Origin of the sequence: Sphingobacterium arenae (assembly GCF_014692505.1) — a bacterium.
Classification (GTDB): Bacteria; Bacteroidota; Bacteroidia; order Sphingobacteriales; family Sphingobacteriaceae; genus Sphingobacterium; species Sphingobacterium arenae.
Genome location: NZ_JACNYK010000006.1, coordinates 201,909 through 222,263 on the forward strand (window position 1 = coordinate 201,909; position 20,355 = coordinate 222,263).

Annotated in this window: 10 protein-coding genes and 1 tRNA gene; all 11 read left to right on the forward strand. The window is 44.9% G+C overall.

The window, feature by feature from the left end; all coding sequences use genetic code 11:
* Window positions 1-11 precede the first annotated feature (11 nt).
* A complete protein-coding gene (locus H8B17_RS17800; RefSeq protein ID WP_190310587.1) occupies window positions 12-3,335 on the forward strand; it encodes a SusC/RagA family TonB-linked outer membrane protein in 3,324 nt (1,107 codons plus the stop codon).
* Window positions 3,336-3,337: 2 nt separating this feature from the next.
* The gene (locus H8B17_RS17805; protein WP_190310588.1) at window positions 3,338-5,101 is read left to right on the forward strand and encodes a RagB/SusD family nutrient uptake outer membrane protein; all 1,764 of its coding nucleotides are present in this window, start codon (window positions 3,338-3,340) and stop codon (window positions 5,099-5,101) included.
* A 219-nt stretch (window positions 5,102-5,320) separates the two neighbouring features.
* Complete coding sequence (locus H8B17_RS17810; RefSeq protein WP_190310589.1) at window positions 5,321-8,785, forward strand: SusC/RagA family TonB-linked outer membrane protein; 3,465 nt, start codon at window positions 5,321-5,323, stop codon at window positions 8,783-8,785.
* Between the two features lie 21 nt (window positions 8,786-8,806).
* On the forward strand, window positions 8,807-10,621 hold the full coding sequence (locus tag H8B17_RS17815; protein WP_190310590.1) for a RagB/SusD family nutrient uptake outer membrane protein: 1,815 nt from the start codon (window positions 8,807-8,809) through the stop codon (window positions 10,619-10,621).
* A gap of 31 nt (window positions 10,622-10,652) precedes the next feature.
* Window positions 10,653-12,083 (forward strand): DUF4623 domain-containing protein, encoded by a 1,431-nt coding sequence (locus H8B17_RS17820; protein WP_190310591.1) that lies wholly within the window; start codon window positions 10,653-10,655, stop codon window positions 12,081-12,083.
* A gap of 66 nt (window positions 12,084-12,149) precedes the next feature.
* Window positions 12,150-13,619, forward strand: coding sequence for a glycoside hydrolase family 10 protein (locus H8B17_RS17825; RefSeq protein ID WP_190310592.1), 1,470 nt, complete (start codon window positions 12,150-12,152; stop codon window positions 13,617-13,619).
* A gap of 19 nt (window positions 13,620-13,638) precedes the next feature.
* Entirely contained in the window at window positions 13,639-15,504 is a 1,866-nt protein-coding gene (locus tag H8B17_RS17830; protein ID WP_190310593.1) for an outer membrane protein assembly factor BamB family protein, read from the forward strand.
* A 101-nt stretch (window positions 15,505-15,605) separates the two neighbouring features.
* Entirely contained in the window at window positions 15,606-16,424 is an 819-nt protein-coding gene (gene murQ, locus H8B17_RS17835; protein WP_190310594.1) for an N-acetylmuramic acid 6-phosphate etherase, read from the forward strand.
* 10 nt (window positions 16,425-16,434) lie between these two features.
* The gene (locus H8B17_RS17840; RefSeq protein WP_190310595.1) at window positions 16,435-17,922 is read left to right on the forward strand and encodes a sodium:solute symporter; all 1,488 of its coding nucleotides are present in this window, start codon (window positions 16,435-16,437) and stop codon (window positions 17,920-17,922) included.
* A 55-nt stretch (window positions 17,923-17,977) separates the two neighbouring features.
* Window positions 17,978-18,052 (forward strand) — tRNA-Val (locus tag H8B17_RS17845).
* Between the two features lie 184 nt (window positions 18,053-18,236).
* Window positions 18,237-20,237 (forward strand): putative porin, encoded by a 2,001-nt coding sequence (locus H8B17_RS17850; RefSeq protein WP_190310596.1) that lies wholly within the window; start codon window positions 18,237-18,239, stop codon window positions 20,235-20,237.
* Window positions 20,238-20,355 lie beyond the last annotated feature (118 nt).

The window sequence follows — 20,355 nt, forward strand, 5'->3', positions numbered from 1 at the left end:
ACTAACTTGCTATGCGAAAATCTTTACTATTTTCTGTTGCATTTGGGCTAACAACAGTGTCGTTTGGTCCGTTGGCCTATGGGACAGGGTATCCTATCGGCGAGGGTAAACCTCCGGTATCCGTTTCCGATATCAACATCCAAAATGCGGTTACCGGTCGTGTGACTGGGGCAGAGGGCCCTCTTGCTGGTGTAACGGTGGCTGTGGTTGGTGGAACAACTTCCACCAGTACCGATGCAGAGGGGGGCTATTCCATCCAAGCGCCGGTCGGCGCAACATTACGGTTTACGTATCTGGGCTATCATTCCCAAGATGTTGTCGTTTCTGGTAATACACTGGATGTGAATTTGGAAGCCGAAGACACGACATTGGACGAAGTGGTCGTCGTAGGATACGGCTCGCAGCGACGTTCGAATATTACCGGAGCTGTGTCCACCGTGGATACCGAGAAAACATTTGAAACGCGCCCGATTACTGATGTGGGGCGGGCTTTACAAGGTGCTGTCTCCGGTTTATCCGTTTCGACGCCAAGCGGAGATTTGGGAGGCGACCCGACTATTCGGTTACGCGGTGTCAGCGGATCGTTGCAGACACAGGGCGGCGCGTCGCCATTGATACTGGTGGATGGGGTAGAAGTACCGAGTCTGTCCATGATCAACCCTACGGATATTGAAACCATGTCGGTCGTCAAAGATGCCTCGGCCGCCATTTATGGATCAAGAGCGGCATGGGGTGTTGTCTTGATCAAAACGAAATCTGGAAAAAGAAATACAAAGACATCCATCAACTATTCCAATAACATAGCCCTTCAGAAACCGACAACAACACCTGTTATTGCGGGAGGTGCAGAAGGGGCGAGAGCAGGGTTGCTCGCGCAACAGCGGACGAACCCCTCGCTAACGGGCTATAACAATTTAGGCACCCGTTACGATGACTACGCCATCGAGAAAATGGAAGAGTGGGAACGCCTATACGGAGGGCAAAATCTAGGTTTGGAGATGGTGGAAGGACGAGATTGGGAAGTGAAAGACGGATTTCTTTATTTCCACCGGCCATGGGATGCAGAAAGTATGTTTATGCGCGACTTTACACCGCAACAAAACCATAACCTGAGTATTACCGGCGGATCGGATAAAGTAAATTACAACGCGGGATTTGGATTGGTCTCCCAAACGGGTATATTGAGAGAAAACCCCGATAAATACAACCGATATAATTTTAATCTCGGCATAAATGCCGATCTAAATGACTGGCTCACAGGTTTTGCAAAAGTTTTGTATTCGGCTTCGGATGCGAGTAAGCCTTATTCCTTTAATGGCGACGTGTACGAGCCCATATTTTACATGTATCGTTGGCCAAGAAATTTCCCTTACGGAACGATCGACGGATTGCCCATGCGCAATACAATTACTGACGTGCAACAAGCAAATATGAATGTCAGAACGCTGAACATGACCCGTATGTCCTTTGGAGGGCAAGCAACCATCATGGAGGGCTTAACCTTGGATGCCGACTATACCTATTCGCAGTATCTCAATCGGTTTGATACCAATGGTGGTAGCGTAACGGGCTGGGACTTTTGGAACAAAACAGATTTTGATTACGTAACGTATACGGGTGCGACGCACGACCGAGCCAGAAAAGACCGTAGCATCAGTACCCGGCATGTCGCGAATATGTACGCGACCTACGATAAAAGCTTTAACGACGCACACAACTTTAAGTTTATGGCTGGGGCGAATGCCGAGCTAGCCGAATCGGACAACGTTTGGGGACAACGACTAGGACTGTTGGATCAGAATTATCCACAACTAGGTTTGGCAACTGGCGATCAGACAGCAAGTTCGGGTGCATCGCATTGGTCCACACTCGGCTTTTTCGGGCGTATTAACTATGATTACCAAAATAAATACCTTTTCGAAGTACTGGCTCGGTATGATGGTTCCTCTCGATTCAATAAAGAAAACGTTTGGGGCTTTTTCCCGGCGATGTCTGCCGGATACGTGCTTTCTCAAGAAGAGTTTATGGATTGGTCTAAACCCTACCTGGATTTCTTAAAAGTAAGAGCTTCCTGGGGTAGTGTTGGGAATCAGACCGTGCCACCGGGATTATACCTCTCTACGTTGAGCCAGGCCGCAACGGGCTGGTTGGTCGACGGGGTGAACCAGAATACGATGGCCACACCTACTATTGTATCCCAAAATTTAACATGGGAAACAGTGACCACACAAGAGATTGGGGTCGATGCGGCATTTTTCCAGAATAAATTTAACGTGACGTTCAACCGTTTCAGAAGGACGGTATCTGATCTGATTACCGGCGGTGTGGTGCTACCATCAAGCTTTGGAGCTCTTTCTCCATTGCGTAACTTTGGGGAAATGCAGACCAACGGTTGGGAATTGGAACTAGCCTATAACCACAGCTTTAGTAACGGCTTGAATATGCGGCTGGCGGGGCAATTGTCCGATTTCAAAGAAACGATTACCAAGTTCGATGGACAGGCTCAGGTAAATGTCAATGGTACCTCCACCAACTACGAAGGTAAACTTATCGGCGAAATTTGGGGTTACGAAACAGATCGACTTTTCCAATTGGACGACTTCACGGCTAACCCAGATGGAAGTTATACCTTGCGAGACGGGATACCCTCACAAGCCTATTACGAAACGGCAACGTTTAAATTCGGCCCTGGTGATGTGAAATACAAAGACTTGGATGGTGACGGCGTAATTGGTATAGGAGACGGGACGGTACAAAATCCAGGTGATCGAAGAATCATCGGTAATTCCAACCCACGGTATCAATATGGTTTCCGCGCAGATTTCGACTATAAGGGATTTGATTTAGGCTTCTTCCTGCAAGGAGTCGGCTCACGCGACATTTGGGCAGGAGGAGATTTTGTCGTGCCCGGATGGAGGCCGGCGGAGGCTTGGTACGCACACCAAATGGATTATTGGACGCCAGAGAATACCGGTGCTTTTTATTATAGACCAACCAATCAGAATCAGAGTAATACAACCCTTAACCATATGCCGCAAACGAGGTACCTTATGGATATGTCTTACCTACGGTTGAAAAATCTAACATTTGGGTATACGTTACCTTCATCGGTGATGGATAAGGCAAAAATTTCGAAGCTACGGGTATTCTTCTCGGGCGAAAACCTGTTGGAATTTGATAATTTAGACGTTCCGGTCGATCCAGAAATAGATTACACCGTGGCAGGAAGGGATGATTCCAATGCTTTTGGACGATCAGGTGATGATCTAAATACATTCGGTCGCGTCTACCCGTACCGCAGAACATTTTCATTAGGGCTTCAATTAACTTTTTAGAGATGAAACTACTTAAATATATAGCCATAGCAGGTATTTTATCGATGACATCCTGCTCTAAAGATTTTTTGGGCGATGATTTTTTGACCAAAGATCCGCTAGATCAATTGACGGACCCAGCATTCTGGTCATCCGAAAACAACATCCGAACCTATACCTTTGGTTTTTATAACTCTTATTTCAAAGGATATGGCAGTGGTTTTGGTAGGGGAGCGTTATACGACGGGCAGTTTATCAACGATGATTTTATACCGATAAGCCCGAATGAAATCGTTGTGGACGAGTTTGTGATCAACGTGCCCACCTCGGGAGGAGGCTGGTCGCCAGTTTTACCTGCAAACCAGATCCCCACGGGCGTGACCTCTTATTACTCCCGTATACGCAAAGCCAATCACTTTATTAATAGTGTGCCGATTGCAGAGCTCGCTGAAGAAGTTCAGAACCACTGGCTGGGTGTCGGGCGATTCTTCCGCGGTTTAGAATATGCAAATTTTGTCAATGCTTTTGGTGATGTGCCCTATATTGACCACGTGTTAACGGAGGACGACCCCGACTTATATCGCCCACGTGACTCGCGCGTTTATGTCATGGACAAGGTGTTGGAAGATTTCAGGTTTGCCGCCGAACATGTACGTGCCAGCGATGGACCAGCACAACAAGCCATCAACAAATATGTGGTGTTGGCCTATATGTCCCGGGTATTTCTATTTGAAGGAACCTGGTTGAAATACCATGCTATTGATGAAGCGAAAGCAACAGAATACCTAGAGGCCGCAAAATGGGCCGCTGAGCAGGTGATCGCGAGTGGTGCTTTCTCGGTTTCTAATAATTATCGCGATTTGTTTGCTTCGGAGTCACTTAAAGGAAACCCCGAAGTTATCCTGTTTAAAGAATATGCAGAAGGCATTTTGTCGCATAGTGCGATGTCGTACAACAACCTGGAACCGCAGGCCGGAATGTCCAAAAATGCACTAGATAGCTATCTATTGTCAGACGGACTGCCTATCGGTTTGTCGTCGCGTTACGAAAATGACCGGACGGTAGCCAATGCGCTGCGTGATCGTGACGGACGCTTAGTGCAAACCATCGCACCGGAACTCCGCATGATGAATGTGAGGAGCAACTTTGCCCTTTCGGGATACGCCGTACAGAAATTTCTGAACGTAAGCCTCCGGAATGAAACCGTGGGAACCGGTTCCTTGAATATTACCGACGCACCGATTATCCGCTACGGAGAAGTGCTCGTTAATTATGCAGAAGCCGTGGCCGAGTTGGGAACACTGACACAAGACGATCTGGACAAAACCATCAATGTTCTTCGAAATAGAACCGGAGTGGGCCTGCCGCGTTTAGAGTTATCAGGTGGCCGTCCTGCCGTAAATGGGGCACCGTATGACGATCCCGCCCGCGACCCGAGTGTTCCTAGCCTTCTTTGGGAGATAAGACGTGAACGTCGATCCGAGCTCATGTTCGAAGGACTTCGGCTGAACGATTTACGCCGATGGAAAAAGCTTCATTATGCAGATTCAGAAGAAAATCCCACGGTCAACAGAGGAGCTTATATCGTGAAAGCGGATTACAGTGACGAACAGTTAAATGGTATTACCGTTGATGGGGCTAATGCAGGGTATATTATACCTTCAGCCTCTATTAAGAGGACGGTACAGGAAAAGTTTTACCTAGATCCGATTCCGCTGGACCAGATTTCACTTTATGAAAGTAATGGCGTGGAGTTGGAACAAAACTTCGGGTGGCCAAGAAAATAGCTATTGCATTTTGTATTAGATAAAAAAACACGCCTTTGTGCGTGTTTTTTTTTATTTTGATAAAATCACTTAAAAAAAAGCAAAAAAGTTTGTTTGTTTTGTGTTTTTGTTTATATTAGTGCAGGTTTTAGCGTTTTTTCTTTTATAAAAAAGAAAAAACGCAACATATAACCTCATTATGTGTAACTAACATTATTTAAACAAACTAACTAACTGGCTATGAGAAAATCTTTACTATTTTCTGTTGCTTTAGGATTGATTGCTTCGACGGGAACTGTCGCGGGGGAGGGCTCTCCGGCTGGGAGGATGCGTTCCTTGCCACTGGCTAACGTGATTCAAAACGTGATTAAGGGAAGGGTCACCGGCGCTGAGGGGGCAATCAGTGGAGCTACCGTAAGTATCGTGGGAGGAGCAGCCTCTGTTTTTACGGACGACAACGGAAATTTTTCGATCAAGGCTCCAATAGGTGCAACATTGCGTTTCAGCTATGTCGGGTATCAACCCAGAGACATTGTGGTGTCAAGCGGTACGGTTAATGTGGTGCTGCAAGTGGAGGATAACTCACTAGAAGAAGTCGTGGTGGTGGGATATGGTCAGCAGAAAAAAGCCCATTTGACGGGTGCTGTCTCTTCCGTGGATGTGGAAAAAGCCATGGGTGGTCGTCCGATTTCTGACGCCGGCCGAGGATTACAGGGAGTTGTTCCCGGACTCTCGGTGGTTGTCCCCAGTGGAGAAGTGGGGTCTGACCCGATCATGAAAATCCGTGGGCAAGTGGGTTCCCAGTATGGTGGAAGCAATCCATTGATTTTAGTCGATAACGTTGAGGTACCCAGTATTCAAATGATTAATCCAAGTGATATCGAAAGCATATCGGTGCTCAAAGATGCGGCTTCGGCCTCGATTTATGGAGCAAAAGCAGCCTTTGGTGTCATTTTGATTACCATGAAGAAAGGTGCGAAAACCGATAGGAACACCATAACCTATTCCAATAACCTTTCCTGGCAAAAGCCTTTTAAGGATATTGAAATGGCTGGAATTGCGGGATTGGAATATACTGTCGATGCTCATGAGAATATGAATGCAGCCGGTGCTGCGGGTGGCTTCTGGCGTGTAGACCGTAACAGTCTCGAAAAAATCCGCGAGTGGCAAACGAAATATGGCGATGTTGTGGGTAACGATGACCCGGTGGTGTATGGTCGCGACTGGTGGTGGGATGGAAGCCAGAAATTCGGTTACCGAATCTATGATCCGGTGACGGCAATGGTAAAAGACAATCCGTTTTCGAATTTACATAACCTAGGGTTGAGTGGTAAAACAGGTAATACCAATTACAATATTAATATGGGGTATCTCGGACAGCAGGGAATGATGAAACCTGCCAATCACGACGATTTCAGACGCTACAATGGTACGCTCAACGTGTCCACTAAAGTCAATGAGGCGATCACGATGCGCGGCGGCCTGATATACTCTGACGGAACAAAACGTTACCCGAATTCCAATAATTCGGCTGGCTTCGGGGCGGATCCTTGGTTATACCTCTACAGGTGGAGCCTATTGTTCCCGATAGGTGTGCAGCAAAATGGGCATGACATGATTGACCCCGCTTGGGCGGCGAAAACATCTAAAGACGCCATCGATAATAAAAAGTACTTAAATCTTAATATAGGGACAACGATCAATCTGACAAAGAACTGGGATGTACAGGCAGATTATTCGCATAGTACGGAAAACTATGATTTTGAATCTGCAACGGTGCCGCTTCAAGCCAGAACACACTGGTACGGTGTAAACGAAATGAAAGACGCTGATGGCAGGACGATCTATGTAGATGAGTCTGGAAATCCGGTCGCTAATCCAGGCGATGGCATGATCGCTTATGAGTTTCCGATGACGGATTATGTGCTGCCGTCTGCCAGTTACTTCTACCAAAACTCTAATTTCCGCAGAAAACATACGTTGAATGCCTATTCCACCTATAATTTGGAGCTTTCGGAGGATCATCAATTCAAGTTTATGTTAGGAACGAATTTAACTGCCTACAATTTTAAATCTCACTGGTCTAATAGAACTGGTGTCTTCAATAGTGATAATCCGAACTTCACATATACCAATGGTGTGATGACAACTGGTGGTGACCGTGGATGGGATTCGCAGATCGGCATGTTCGGTCGGATAAACTATGCTTTCCGGGATAGATACCTGTTGGAGGCTAATCTTCGCTATGATGCGTCATCCCTGTTTCCAGACTACATGCGTTGGAGCTGGTACCCCTCGTTCTCGGGAGGCTGGGTGCTATCGCAAGAAGAGTTTATGCAGCCCCTTGATCCGGTGTTGAGCTTCGCTAAGATTCGGGCTTCCTGGGGTTCTATCGGGGATCAATCTATTGATAATGGTCTATATATGCCAGAGATGGCGCCTGGACAATCGAACTGGCTTGCTGGCGGAAATAAGCTGACCACCATTGGTACCCCGCGTCTGGTAGGCAGTGGACTGACCTGGCAGCGTATTGAGCATCTGAACGTCGGTGCAGATTTACGTTTTTTCGAGAATAGATTGGGCGTTACGGCTGAATGGTTTCAGCGGGAGACAAAGGATATGATCGTATCGGGGGTGATTTCGCCTGCAACATTAGGCACAGGATCACCACTAGGAAATTATGGCAATCTGCGTACCCGAGGCTGGGAGCTGGAATTGGATTTTAATCATCGCTTTACAAATGGTATCGGACTGAATGTCATGGCCAATATCTCGGATGCAACATCGTTTACCACCAAAGGTGCGGATTGGAATGATGCTTGGGAAGACCGATTGTTGGGAACCACCTATTCCACAGGTAGACGCTATGGGGATGTCTACGGTTTTGTAACCGACCGCTTGTTCCAGGCCGAGGATTTTGTGTATGATGGAAACGGTGATTTTGTACAGACGAATATCATATACAATGGTACCGGTAAGATGACCAATGTGTTGGCCGGTGACAATCCGGTTTACCAGACTTACTTTGAAGATGGCAATCAAACCATGCTGATCAGTCCGGGCGATATCAAATTCGTGGATGTGAATGGCGATGGTTATATCGATGCTGGAAAGAATACAAACGGTGATCCGGGAGATCGTGTTGTTATCGGCAATATTACACCGCGCTATCAGTATGGCTTTCGTGTAGGTGCCGACTGGAAAGGTTTCGATCTTTCGGTATTTGCGCAAGGTGTAGGGCAACGGAAGATTTGGGGTTCCGGCCAGTTAGCTATTCCGGGTTATTTTGCTAAAGAGGGCGCTATGCCGAAAGCCATTGCAGAGGATTACTGGCGGCCGGATCGTACGGATGCGTTCTATCCGAGAGCCTGGAACCTAAACGGTGCTAATGAAGGATATGTGATGCGCGCACAATCCCGTTATATGCTGAATATGGCCTATTTCCGTATCAAAAACATCACCTTTGGTTATACGGTGCCGCAATCTTTCTTACAAAAAGCGAAGCTATCTAGCGCAAGGCTGTTTATTTCGCTGGAAAATATGTTCACGTTCGACAAACTCCGTGGATTACCTATCGACCCGGAAGCAATATCGGGATATTCGATGTTGAAAGATGATGGCAATAATAACTACAATCTAGGTCGGACAGGCACGTCAAACCCAACGTTTAGATCGGCTTCTTTTGGTATTCAAATAGGTATTTAATGATTTAAATTGATGAAAGTTATGAAAACGAATTATATAGCGGTATATGCAGTCCTGATATTATTATTCTCTGGCTGCGATAAGTTTTTAGACCGACCACCGCTGACGGCACTGGATGATAATACCAATGGTTGGACAAGTGAAGAGAAGCTGCGGATGTATGCCGATAAATATTACACTGATTTTTTTAATGGTTATGGTATTGCGTTCAATTACGGAACGGCTCCCATGGCGTCATCTACGAACACAGATGACGTGGTAAGTCTAGGGAATCAAGCCAATTTTGCCAGATCCGTGCCCAATTCGGGGATATGGAGCTACACGAATATTCGATCTTTAAATATTATGTTGGATCGCATTGAAACCCGTATGAACGGTATCCTTAGTGAGGAAGCAAAGGCGCACTGGACAGCTGTCGGTAAGTTTTTCCGGGCCTTCCGTTATTGCGAACTGGTGCAGAGCTATGGTGATGTGCCGTATTATGATTTTGAGCTGTTTGATACCGATTTAGAGGAGCTTTATAAACCTCGGACAGCACGCAATGAAGTAATGAATCATGTTTATGATGACTGGCTATATGTGCTGGAAAATATTCGAACGAATGATGGAGACGATCAAAAACTGAATAGATATATCGCTGCAGGGTTTATTTCCAAGCTGGCACTAACGGAGGCTTCCTGGCAAAAATATTACTACAATAACCCCGGGCAAGCAAAGAAGTTCTATGAATTGGCGATAGAGGCGGCTCAGATCGATATGAGCAGCGGTAAATACGATATCGTGACCGATTATAAATCTTTATTTACCTCCAAAGATTTAAAAGGTAATAAAGATATGGTGTTATACAGAGGTTACGATGCAGCTTTGGGGGTGACACATGCTATTGCCTCCCAATGTAACCTGTCGGAGTCGACCAACAATGGTCCAACGACAGATTTATTGAAAACCTATCTGTGTACCGATGGTAAGACTTGGGGAAATTCGGCCGTAGCGAATGCGTCCGAATTTGATTTGACCAGTATGATCCAGTCGCGTGACCCTCGCTTTGAAGCTACTTTTTTCAGCAAACCTAATCTACTGAACAGATCGGCGCTGTTTTACGTGACCAAGTATTTTTCACGGGAGGCGGAAGAATCTGTTGTAACAGGTAACGGGCTGCCTACCGAGTTTTCGTCGAATAGGAATGAAACCGATGCACCGATATTGCGTTATTCAGAGGTATTGCTGAATTGGATTGAGGCGAAAGCGGAATTGGCTAGTATGGGGGGCGCTGCAGTAACGCAGGATGATATTAACAAGTCAATCAACAAGATCCGTCAGCGCCCGGTGGCAGCGGAGGCGAAATCCCGAGGGGTAGAAAATCTACCGGATTTATTGCTCAATGCTTTACCGACTGATCCGGATCGAGACCCCAGCGTATCTCCTTTACTGTGGGAGATCCGTCGGGAACGTCGTCTGGAATTTGTTTTCGAAACAAATCGTTTGGCTGATCTCCGTCGTTGGTCGAAGTTAGAGTATATGGACAACGAACAGAATACGGATTTGTTGTCTGGAGGTTGGGTTGATTTTCCAGTGGAGCTTCCAAACGAGTTGGATGCAAAAAATATCGGTGTATTCGCGGTCGTGGATAAAGATGGTACAGAAACGGTCTACAATGGTACTAACGATGCTGAAATGAAAGGCTTCTACAAACATCAGAATAATAACCCACGTTTACCATTCTTGAACCAAGCCAATATCAATCCCTATCTTACTCCGGTAGGGCTCGTACAAATGGACGAATATGAGTTAAAAGGTTATGTGCTGACACAGACAGAAGGGTGGCCACAGAACTAATTTTAAAGTTTAATCAATAAAAATGTACCGTATGAAATCACTATATAAAATAGCAGCAATCGGGTCACTGTGTTCCTTGTTGCTGAGCGTTTTGTTCTCTTGTGAGGATGATTTACCCGGTGTGATGGATACTACATCGCAGATGACGGAGCTGAAAGCAATTAAGATCGTCAATGTTGGCGAGGCTGGTAATGGGGTTGTAGAAGGAACCATCAATGAGGTAACAAAAGAAGTTTCTTTCCCACGATTGGATACGCTAACGGATTTTGAACACCTGCGTTTTGAAGCTTTGCTTTCGGACGGCGCAAAACTGGATCAGGAAACGTATTCCGTTGTGTTCGAAGAAGGGAAAACGGAAAAAGTTATCGTGTTGAAAGTACAGAACGATCCGCGCTATCGCGAATACTTGGTGAAACTGCGTCTGAACGTACCGGTATTTGGTGCTGAATTCAGCACGCCGATAATATACGATTATTCATCTAACCCGCTAGGAAATCCGATATATGCTACCTTTACGGGTCAGCTAACCCGGGGTACCGGCTTTGACGGAGAGCATGTGCTCATAGTCAGCAGATCAGCTTTCTCGGTCACCGATGCGCACCTGTTGAAAGTCAGTGATCTGAAAAATAATACCATTAACCGGATTAATCTGAATGTCGGAAATGTTGCCGCCGGTTCGCTTGTTGTTTCTGGAGGAGCGCAGATTAATGGTCATACATATGTCGCAAATATTTCTGGTGCGGCCGCTTCGCCATTGAAGATTTATCATTGGACAGATCCGACCCAATTACCGGAGGTAACGCAGATTAATATGGCTACTGTTCCTGGAGCCGGCACGAGACATGGAGACAATGTGTCATTCAATTTGGATCAGAATGGAAACGGTTATATTTTCTACAACAGTGACACCGGTCCGGTTTTACGACTGAAGGTTTCTAATTATTCGCAGATTACAGAACCAACGGTACTTTCGGTCCCATTCACCTACGGACAATGGTCTTCTTACCTTCAAATAGGGAATACCGAGTCCTATCTCATTACCAGTTATACGCAGCCGGTTTCCGTAATCAGCTCGAGTGGTTCGATATCCTACTCCTTGGGAGCATCCTCTATTCCAAAAGGCTCGGATGCCCGTGTGATTGAGTTCAATGGCGAACGCTACTTGATGATGATATCTGTGGCGCGTGGGCCAGGTGATGTCTCCACGCTCTATCTGTATAACATAACAAAAGGAAACAGCATCACGGACGCACTGTCTAGTTTTGAAGAAAGCGATAAGCAACCGATATATCAATATAACTTGTCAACTATTCCCAATGGGGCTCCAGCTTCCCAAACCGGTTTTAAAGTCATTAAGGATGGAGAAGGGAACGACAGTGTACTGCAATTATTCGCCGCAGCTGCGGATGCTGGTTTTGTGATTATAGAAGTGCCAAAAAAACAACTGGAGGAAGAAGAATAGAGATGCCTGCAAAAGGGTTTGCCTACTCAGCGTAGGTAAGCCTCTTGCTATTTTAAAAATATACGAATGAAAAAGAGTAGAATTTTAAGTATTTTGGCTTTGAGCTTTGCGCTATTGTTGCATAGCTGTAACAAAGACCGTCCGGAGCCTTCAAAACCAACACCCAAACCTGGGGATGATGACGGCGATCCCGCAACAGAAATAATATTGCCCAAGAACGAAATGCGGGCAGTTTGGATTGCCACCGCATGGGGGTTAGATTGGCCGAGCGGTGTTTATGGAGAGGCTCAGCAGAAACAAGCTTATATTACCCTGTTGGATAAATTTCAAGAGTTAAAGGTGAATAGCATATTCTTTCAGGTGAAAGCCATGGGCGATGCATTCTATGATTCGCCTTACGAACCTTGGGCTGCATCAATTACGGGTACAAGAGGAAAAGACCCGGGTTATGATATAATGAAATTTCTGATTGATGAGGCGCATAATCGTGGTATGGAATTTCATGCCTGGATGAATCCCTACCGTATCGCTACGAGGGCAAATGCCACCGCGAATTATCCGGCACTGCACAGTTCTATCGAAGCAGACTGGGTTGTGAGCCACGAAAAAATCCAGATATATAATCCGGCTGTACCGGCAGTGCGGACACGCCTGGTGGATATTATCCGGGATATTTTGGCTAAATACGATGTCGACGGTATCCACTTTGATGATTACTTTTATCCGGATCCTACAAGTGCCGGAACGATGGTTTCTGATGCTGCCGATTATGCGCAATACGGAGCGGAATACTCGTCGATAGAAGCTTTTCGTCGAGGCAATGTCGATAAGGCTATCCAGGGGGTACACGAGGCTATTGTCGCTACAAAGCCGGCCGTTGTGTTTTCTGTTTCACCTGCAGCCAGTAAGAACTACAATTACAATACATTGTATGCGGATGTAGCAAAATGGTGTCAGCAGGGATGGCTGGATCTGCTCATCCCACAGCTGTATCAAGAGATTGGAAACAGCTCGAACGACTTCAAGGCGAACCTGGCGGACTGGTCGCAGAATAGTTATGACGCAGCGTTGGTCATTGGCCACGCCATTTATAAATTCGGTGATGCAGCACAACCAGCAGCTTTTCAGTCTGCCGACGAACTGGAACGGCAGTTTGAACTAACCCGAAAAGATACAAAAGCTGTGGGGAGTGTATTGTATAGTGCAAAGTCTGTGATGGATAATAAAATCGGGATAACGAATAAGATAGCCGCTTTATACAGTAATCCTGCCGTGATGCCTTTTATAGGGAGGGGTTCTGCTGCTGATCCAACGATGGTTGCCAATGTGAAGGTGGAAGGTAATATATTGAAATGGGATAAAAATAATAATGAACGTTTTGTCGTTTACTATACGGACGATCTGAAGAAAGCCGGCCGGGTGGTCGTTGTTACTGATGAGAACAGCTTAACGCTATCGATGAATGGCTATTATTGTGTCACGGCATTGAACAAGGATAATAAAGAAAGTGCGACATCTGAAACAGTGGAACATTAAAGAACGACAACATCCAACAATGAGGACGATAATCACTATGCTGGTTTGCATATTTGGGAGTGTATGCGGGCACTGCCTTGCCCAACAACCCTTCAAATTTGCCCAAGTAACCGATACTCACGTAGGCGGTGCAACCGGTGCCGAGGATTTAAGACGTACTGTTCGGGATCTTAACCAACAAAGCGATATCGATTTTGTCATCCTATCGGGAGACGTAACCGAGTTTGGGTCGGACGAAGAGCTTGCCTTGGCTAAGCAGATTTTAGATAGTCTGTCTCTACCGCTATACGTATTACCCGGCAACCATGACAGCAACTGGTCAGAAAGCGGAGCCAATTCATTCCGAAAAGTATTTGGCGATGAAACGTTCTTCTTCCGCCATAAAGGCTATCTATTTATGGGAACGACGTCGGGGCCGAACATGCGTATGAGTCCGGGACAGATACCCCGGGAGAACTTAGTGTGGATGGACTCGGTATTTAAGGCGAATCCGGATAAGGAGACCCCACTAGTCTTTATTAACCATTATCCGTTAGATTCTTCCTTGAATAACTGGTATGAAGCAATTGACCGTTTAAAACAAAGAAACGTGCAACTGGCGATGTGTGGACATGGACATAACAACAGCGTCTACGATTGGGAAGGAATCCCGGGTGTCATGGGGCGTTCTAATTTGCGCGCGAAGGATTCCGTTGGCGGTTATAATATTATTTCTATTGAAAATGGAAAGGCTACTTATACCGTACGTAGACCGTTATGGAAAACAGAAGAAAGTTGGACACAGGTTCTACTGAAAAGCCATCGCTTTGATCAAACGAGCACCTCCTATAAACGACCCGATTTCTCCATAAATGAGAAATACGCCGACCAGGTACAGGAGGTGTGGCGATTTCAAGATGATGCAGATTTGGGAGCAGGAATGGCAAGCTATCGTGACTTGATTTTGACAGGCAATACCGCCGGACAAGTTTTTGCACTCGATATATACACAGGGAAGAAAGTGTGGGTCCATCAAACAGGAGGTAAAGTTTATGCTACACCTGCGGTCTGGAAAAACACCGTGGTTGTTGGCTCTTCCGATGGAACAATATATGGTCTGAACGCGGGAAACGGTCAATTGCAATGGCAGATAAAAACAGATAAGGCGGTGCTGGGTAGTGCGGCCATCGAAGGAGGAACCGCTTTTATCGGTGGCTCCGATGGGTCATTCCGCGCCATAGATATAAAAAAAGGAAAAATCAAATGGGCATTTGATCAGCTTCAAGGATATGTTTCCGGTAGACCAACACTGTATAAAGATAAAGTGGTATTTGGTGATTGGGGCAACGGATTCTACGCGTTGTCTAAAAAGACAGGGAAGTTGCAATGGTCTTGGGATAATGGACATAAAAACCGTATGCTCTCGGCTGCTGCATGTTATCCGGTCGCGACAAACAACCGTATTTTCATTGTTGCCCCAGATCGCTACATGACTTGCTTGGATGCGACGACGGGAGATGTGATTTGGCGGGAGAGACAGGATACCATCCGTGTTCGTGAATCGATGGGACTCTCAGAAGATGGGCGTTATGTGTATGTAAAAACGATGGATGGCAATTTGCTGGGTGTATCTACTGCAGCGGATAGTATGGATGTTGCTTGGCGTTCAGCCTTACAGTTACCCTATGAATTAACGCCCTCTGCCGTAGCCACAAATGGCAAACAAGTGTTTGTGCCGAGCCATTCAGGTCTGATTTCCGGTGTCGATGTCAACGATGGAGAAGTTTTATGGCAGTATAAATGCTCAAATGCGATGATAAATCCTATATTTGTTTTGAGTTCTAACCATGTTATTATCTCAACGATGGATGGTATGATGATGAAACTTTACCTCGGAAGCGAATAAAATATAAACGAGGCGGATATTTTTTAAAGTATTGGTGCATGTTTGTGCGTGTTTTGGTTTAGAATTTGCACCTTTGTAGTGAAGAAGATTTTATGATTAAAATGGTAAGAGTTACGGAAAAGGAGTCAAATTATCAGGACTTAGATAAAATGTCGGTCAGCGAATTATTGACCAACATGAATAAAGAAGATAAAACAGTGCCATTAGCCGTAGAGCAGGCAATCCCTCAGTTGGAAGCGCTGGTGAACGTCACAGTCGAAAAGATGAAAAAGGGTGGACGTCTATTTTATATAGGAGCAGGAACGAGCGGCCGTTTGGGGATTTTGGATGCTTCGGAGTGTCCGCCGACTTTTGGTGTTCCTTTTGATTGGGTAATCGGATTAATAGCCGGTGGAGATACGGCGATTCGTAAAGCCGTGGAGTTTGCCGAAGATGATATGGAGCAGGCTTGGAAGGACATGGAAGAATATGATATAGATAAGCATGATGTCATTATTGGTATTGCGGCTTCTGGAACAACACCTTACGTTATCGGTGGGTTGCGAAGAGCAAATGCCGAAGGTTTGGTGACAGGCTGTATAGTATGTAATGACAGCTCACCAATTGCAGAGGAAGCGCAATATCCGGTAGAAGTTATTGTCGGCCCCGAGTTTGTCACCGGTTCCACGCGAATGAAATCAGGTACAGCACAAAAGTTGGTGCTCAATATGCTGAGCACTTCCGTTATGATCCAGCTCGGTCGGGTAAAAGGGAATAAGATGGTCGATATGCAATTGTCGAATATAAAGTTGGTTGCTAGAGGCGTGCGCATGGTCATGGAAGAGACAGGACTCGACCAGGAAGCGGCTTCCAATTTACTGGAGCGTTATGGCAACGTGCGCAAGGCTATCGAGAATTACCAATCTTCATCAAAATCTTAAAAAAATACCCATGTCGCCAATCACCCTCTTGACGTTCTTATTTGTATACTTCGGCATACTTCTGAGCGTATCTTACTTCACCTCCCGTAAAACAGCAGATAATGCAACGTTTTTTGTAGCAAACAAAAATTCCAAATGGTACATGGTAGCCTTTGGGATGATCGGCGTGGCATTGTCTGGTGTCACTTTCATTTCTGTTCCAGGGGCTGTAGGTGTTTCAAATTTTAGCTATTTTCAATTTGTTTTGGGGAATGCCCTCGGGTTTTTGGTGATTGCCTACGTTTTGTTGCCGCTTTATTATCGGATGAATCTCACATCCATTTACACCTATCTAGAAGAGCGATTAGGGCATAAAAGTTACAAGACTGGAGCGATGATCTTTTTAATATCTAGAACGATTGGATCCGCTTTTCGGTTATATTTGGTAGCGATTATTCTTCAGAAATTCATTTTTGATGCCTGGAGCGTACCCTTCGGAATAACAGTAGCCGGATGTTTGCTTTTAATATGGTTATATACGAATAAAGGCGGGCTAAAGACGATCATTATTACAGATATGCTCCAAACGTTTTGCTTGGTACTAGCTGTCGTCCTGTCAATTTATTTTATGGCAGACGGACTTGGAATCTCTGTTTTGGAAGCTTTTGAGCGGGTCAAAGATAGCTCGTATTCGCAGATCGTTGTGTGGGAGGATCTATTGGGCGACCGAAATCATTTTTGGAAGCATCTGATCGGCGGAGCCTTTGTAACGATCGCCATGACCGGACTTGATCAAGATCTTATGCAGAAAAACCTGAGCATGAAAACCATCGGCGAAGCGCAGAAAAATATGCTTACTTTTACGGGGGTATTTGTTGTTATTAACCTATTCTTTTTGGCCGTCGGTGCGTTACTCTACATCTATGTCGCCGAAAAGGGGATTGATATCAGCATGCTCCGCACACCGGATTACCTTTATCCAGAAATTGCGCTCAACCACCTATCCATCGCTGCGGGCGTTATTTTTATGATGGGGCTGACGGCAGCAACCTTCGCAACGACCGACTCGGCACTTACAGCGCTGACTACCTCTTATTGTGTGGATTTTCTAGGCTTTAATAAAGCTGAAGATCCAAATGCGAAGAGCTTGGTACGGAAACGGAATATGGTACATTTTGCCTTTAGTGTTGTGATGCTGGTGGTTATCTTGATATTCCGACTATTAAATGATGACTCGGTTGTAACGGCTATTTTTACGGCGGCAAGTTATACCTATGGTCCGCTGTTGGGACTATTTGCCTTTGGTATATTAACTGCGAAGAAAGTAAATGATAATCTGGTGCCTTATTTTTGCATCTTGTCGCCGATTATATGGTACGTATTGAACACCTATTTTATTGTCCCTCATACCAGTTACCGTATAGGTTTTGAGTTGATTGTTTATAATGGCTTGACAACTGTTTTAATGATGTGGATTACTTCGCCAGGAAAGGTGTCGAAAACTATGCAATCATCCTAGTTTTTATATTTATATTTTTTATCTTTGTGCGTTCCTCAAATAGTATAACAATAAAGGGAAATTAGCTCAGCTGGTTTAGAGCACTACCTCGACAAGGTAGGGGTCACTGGTTCGAACCCAGTATTTCCCACAAAAAGAGAGACTTTGATAGTCTCTTTTTTGTTTTTTACTTTTTACCTTTAAGCCTAGGTGTATCAATGAATAAAGAAAACGATTATTTTAGCATTCAAATAAATACTTATACTCATAAATAATTACGCGGATGAAAATTTTAGCCTTATTTTTGGCATAAAATTTAGAACAAACTGGTATTGATGAACAGGCACTTGAAGCAACTCCTACTTTTTTTCGTTTTTACCATCGTAAGTACGATGTCCGTTTCTGCACAGGTGGAAGAGGAATTTAGCAGTGCGTTGGATTCGGCGCGTGCCAAAGAGGATAATAAACAGGACTCTGTCGTTTTTACCGCGAAGTACGTTCGTTACGCAACATTGGATATGCTCAAACAAAGCACGCGTACTGTGCAGATTGATACAACGCATGTCAATTTTCAATATTACAACAAACAAAATATACCTTGGAACCCCAGTATTAATCTAGGTTCTTATGGCTTAGCCTCCCGCGACCTGTTATTTAATCCGAACAAGAGCATTGGTTTTCAGCCCGGATTCCACGCGCTGGAAAGGTATTTATTACAATCTGACTCTATCCAGTATTTTCGTGCTAGAGCACGTTATTCGGAGTTGTATGCTGTAGGCTTTTTTTTCAACGATCAAGTTTTTCGGGCTCGGATTGCGCAAAATATTAATCCGCAATGGAATATCGGTGCGGAGTATTACGCCACCAATACCGATGGATATTATGTGAATCAGGATTATAATGATCGGAAAGCGGCAGTCTTTACCTGGTATGAATCCAAGAGTTTACGTTATAACTTGTTGATGAACGCCACCTTCAATAATCTAAACTCACCCGAAAACGGATCGGTTGTCGATCGGAACGTGTACATGCAGGATGTGTTTAAAGATACTTCCAGTATGTCCAATATGGGATATCCGGTCAGATTGAGTGGTCGGCAAGCCAACCGCCCGCATCATAAGTGGAAGGACAACGGCATCTTTTTAAGACAGTCTTACTATTTAGGTCGGTTAGATACCCTGCAAGCAGGGACACAAGAGATGGAGGTTCGTCCTACAAACACAGTCGCACACAATACATCATTGCGACAACGACGATTTACTTTTTTCAAAAATGAAGAAGATCTGGAAGGCGCATTCCCTTATGGTGATTTTTCCCGTGTTGAAGATACCACCTCCGTAACGAACATAACGAATGAGTTTACGTACAGCTTTTATCTACGAGGTAAGGGTGTGTTCAAAAACGAAGCTAAACTGGAACTGGGTTTTCAGAACGATCTGATCTGGTACACAGATAGTTTGACGAAGGATTTCTTCCAAAATAGCATGCTAAAAGGTGCGTTAAGCTATCAGTTCAGTGACCGTATACAGCTGCAGGGTAAGGTGAACCAGATTGCTGTAGGGCGTAATGCAGGAGATTTTCTGTATGAAGCGAACGCCGATATTCTGTTGAGCGAGAACGCGGGTAAGGTAAGCTTGGGGGCTTATTCTCAAAATAAATCGCCGGAGATGGTGTTTAATTTGATGAACTATACATATCACCAGTGGGATCATAGCTGGGAAAAAACCAAGACCCAAAACCTTTCTTTTGCTTATACCAATAATAAAATCGGATTTTCGGGTAAGGCAGAATACTTTTTAATGGATAATTACCTTTATTTTCGCGAGGTCGATAATCCAGATAATGACGAACTTTTCTTGAGGCAGATTACGCCGGAACAATCGGGCAATATGAATCTATTGAAGGTGTCCGTCGGTCAAAATTTCCGTTTAGGACGTTTCCATTTTGATAATCTCGCAGTATACCAGAAAACAGATGCAAAAAATATACTGGCTGTTCCGGAATTGTATACCTGGCATAGTTTCTATTATGCCAATAAGCTGTATAACGTGATGGACTTTCGGTTAGGAACGGATGTACGTTTCAACACGCCATTTCGTTCGCCGTCTTATGCGATCAATGTTGGGCAATTTTACAATGATAACGTGGGTATCGAATATTCGACCTATCCCATTGTGGATTTATGGTTTACGGGTAATATTGATCGTGTAAATTTATTTATTTCCTATAATTTTGTAAATCAGTTTGTGTATCCGAAAGGGTATTATACCGTGCGCCGGTATCCCATGCAGGACGCGAACCTACGGTTCGGCGTGTCGTGGAAGTTTTATGATTAGAGAAAGGGGTTTTATTTTAATATCGTTGAGCATTAGCAGGTTGCTGTTTTGTGCTTAAAAAAATAAAAAAATAATTTTGCAAATCAGATTTTACCCCTATATTTGCACACGCTATAAG

Coding starts and splice junctions, on each gene's coding strand:
- H8B17_RS17820 (WP_190310591.1), top strand. CDS start 10,653: ATGAAATCACTATATAAAATAGCAGCAATCGGGTCACTGTGTTCCTTG.
- H8B17_RS17810 (WP_190310589.1), top strand. CDS start 5,321: ATGAGAAAATCTTTACTATTTTCTGTTGCTTTAGGATTGATTGCTTCG.
- H8B17_RS17805 (WP_190310588.1), top strand. CDS start 3,338: ATGAAACTACTTAAATATATAGCCATAGCAGGTATTTTATCGATGACA.
- H8B17_RS17800 (WP_190310587.1), top strand. CDS start 12: ATGCGAAAATCTTTACTATTTTCTGTTGCATTTGGGCTAACAACAGTG.
- H8B17_RS17840 (WP_190310595.1), top strand. CDS start 16,435: ATGTCGCCAATCACCCTCTTGACGTTCTTATTTGTATACTTCGGCATA.
- H8B17_RS17825 (WP_190310592.1), top strand. CDS start 12,150: ATGAAAAAGAGTAGAATTTTAAGTATTTTGGCTTTGAGCTTTGCGCTA.
- H8B17_RS17830 (WP_190310593.1), top strand. CDS start 13,639: ATGAGGACGATAATCACTATGCTGGTTTGCATATTTGGGAGTGTATGC.
- murQ (WP_190310594.1), top strand. CDS start 15,606: ATGGTAAGAGTTACGGAAAAGGAGTCAAATTATCAGGACTTAGATAAA.
- H8B17_RS17850 (WP_190310596.1), top strand. CDS start 18,237: ATGAACAGGCACTTGAAGCAACTCCTACTTTTTTTCGTTTTTACCATC.
- H8B17_RS17815 (WP_190310590.1), top strand. CDS start 8,807: ATGAAAACGAATTATATAGCGGTATATGCAGTCCTGATATTATTATTC.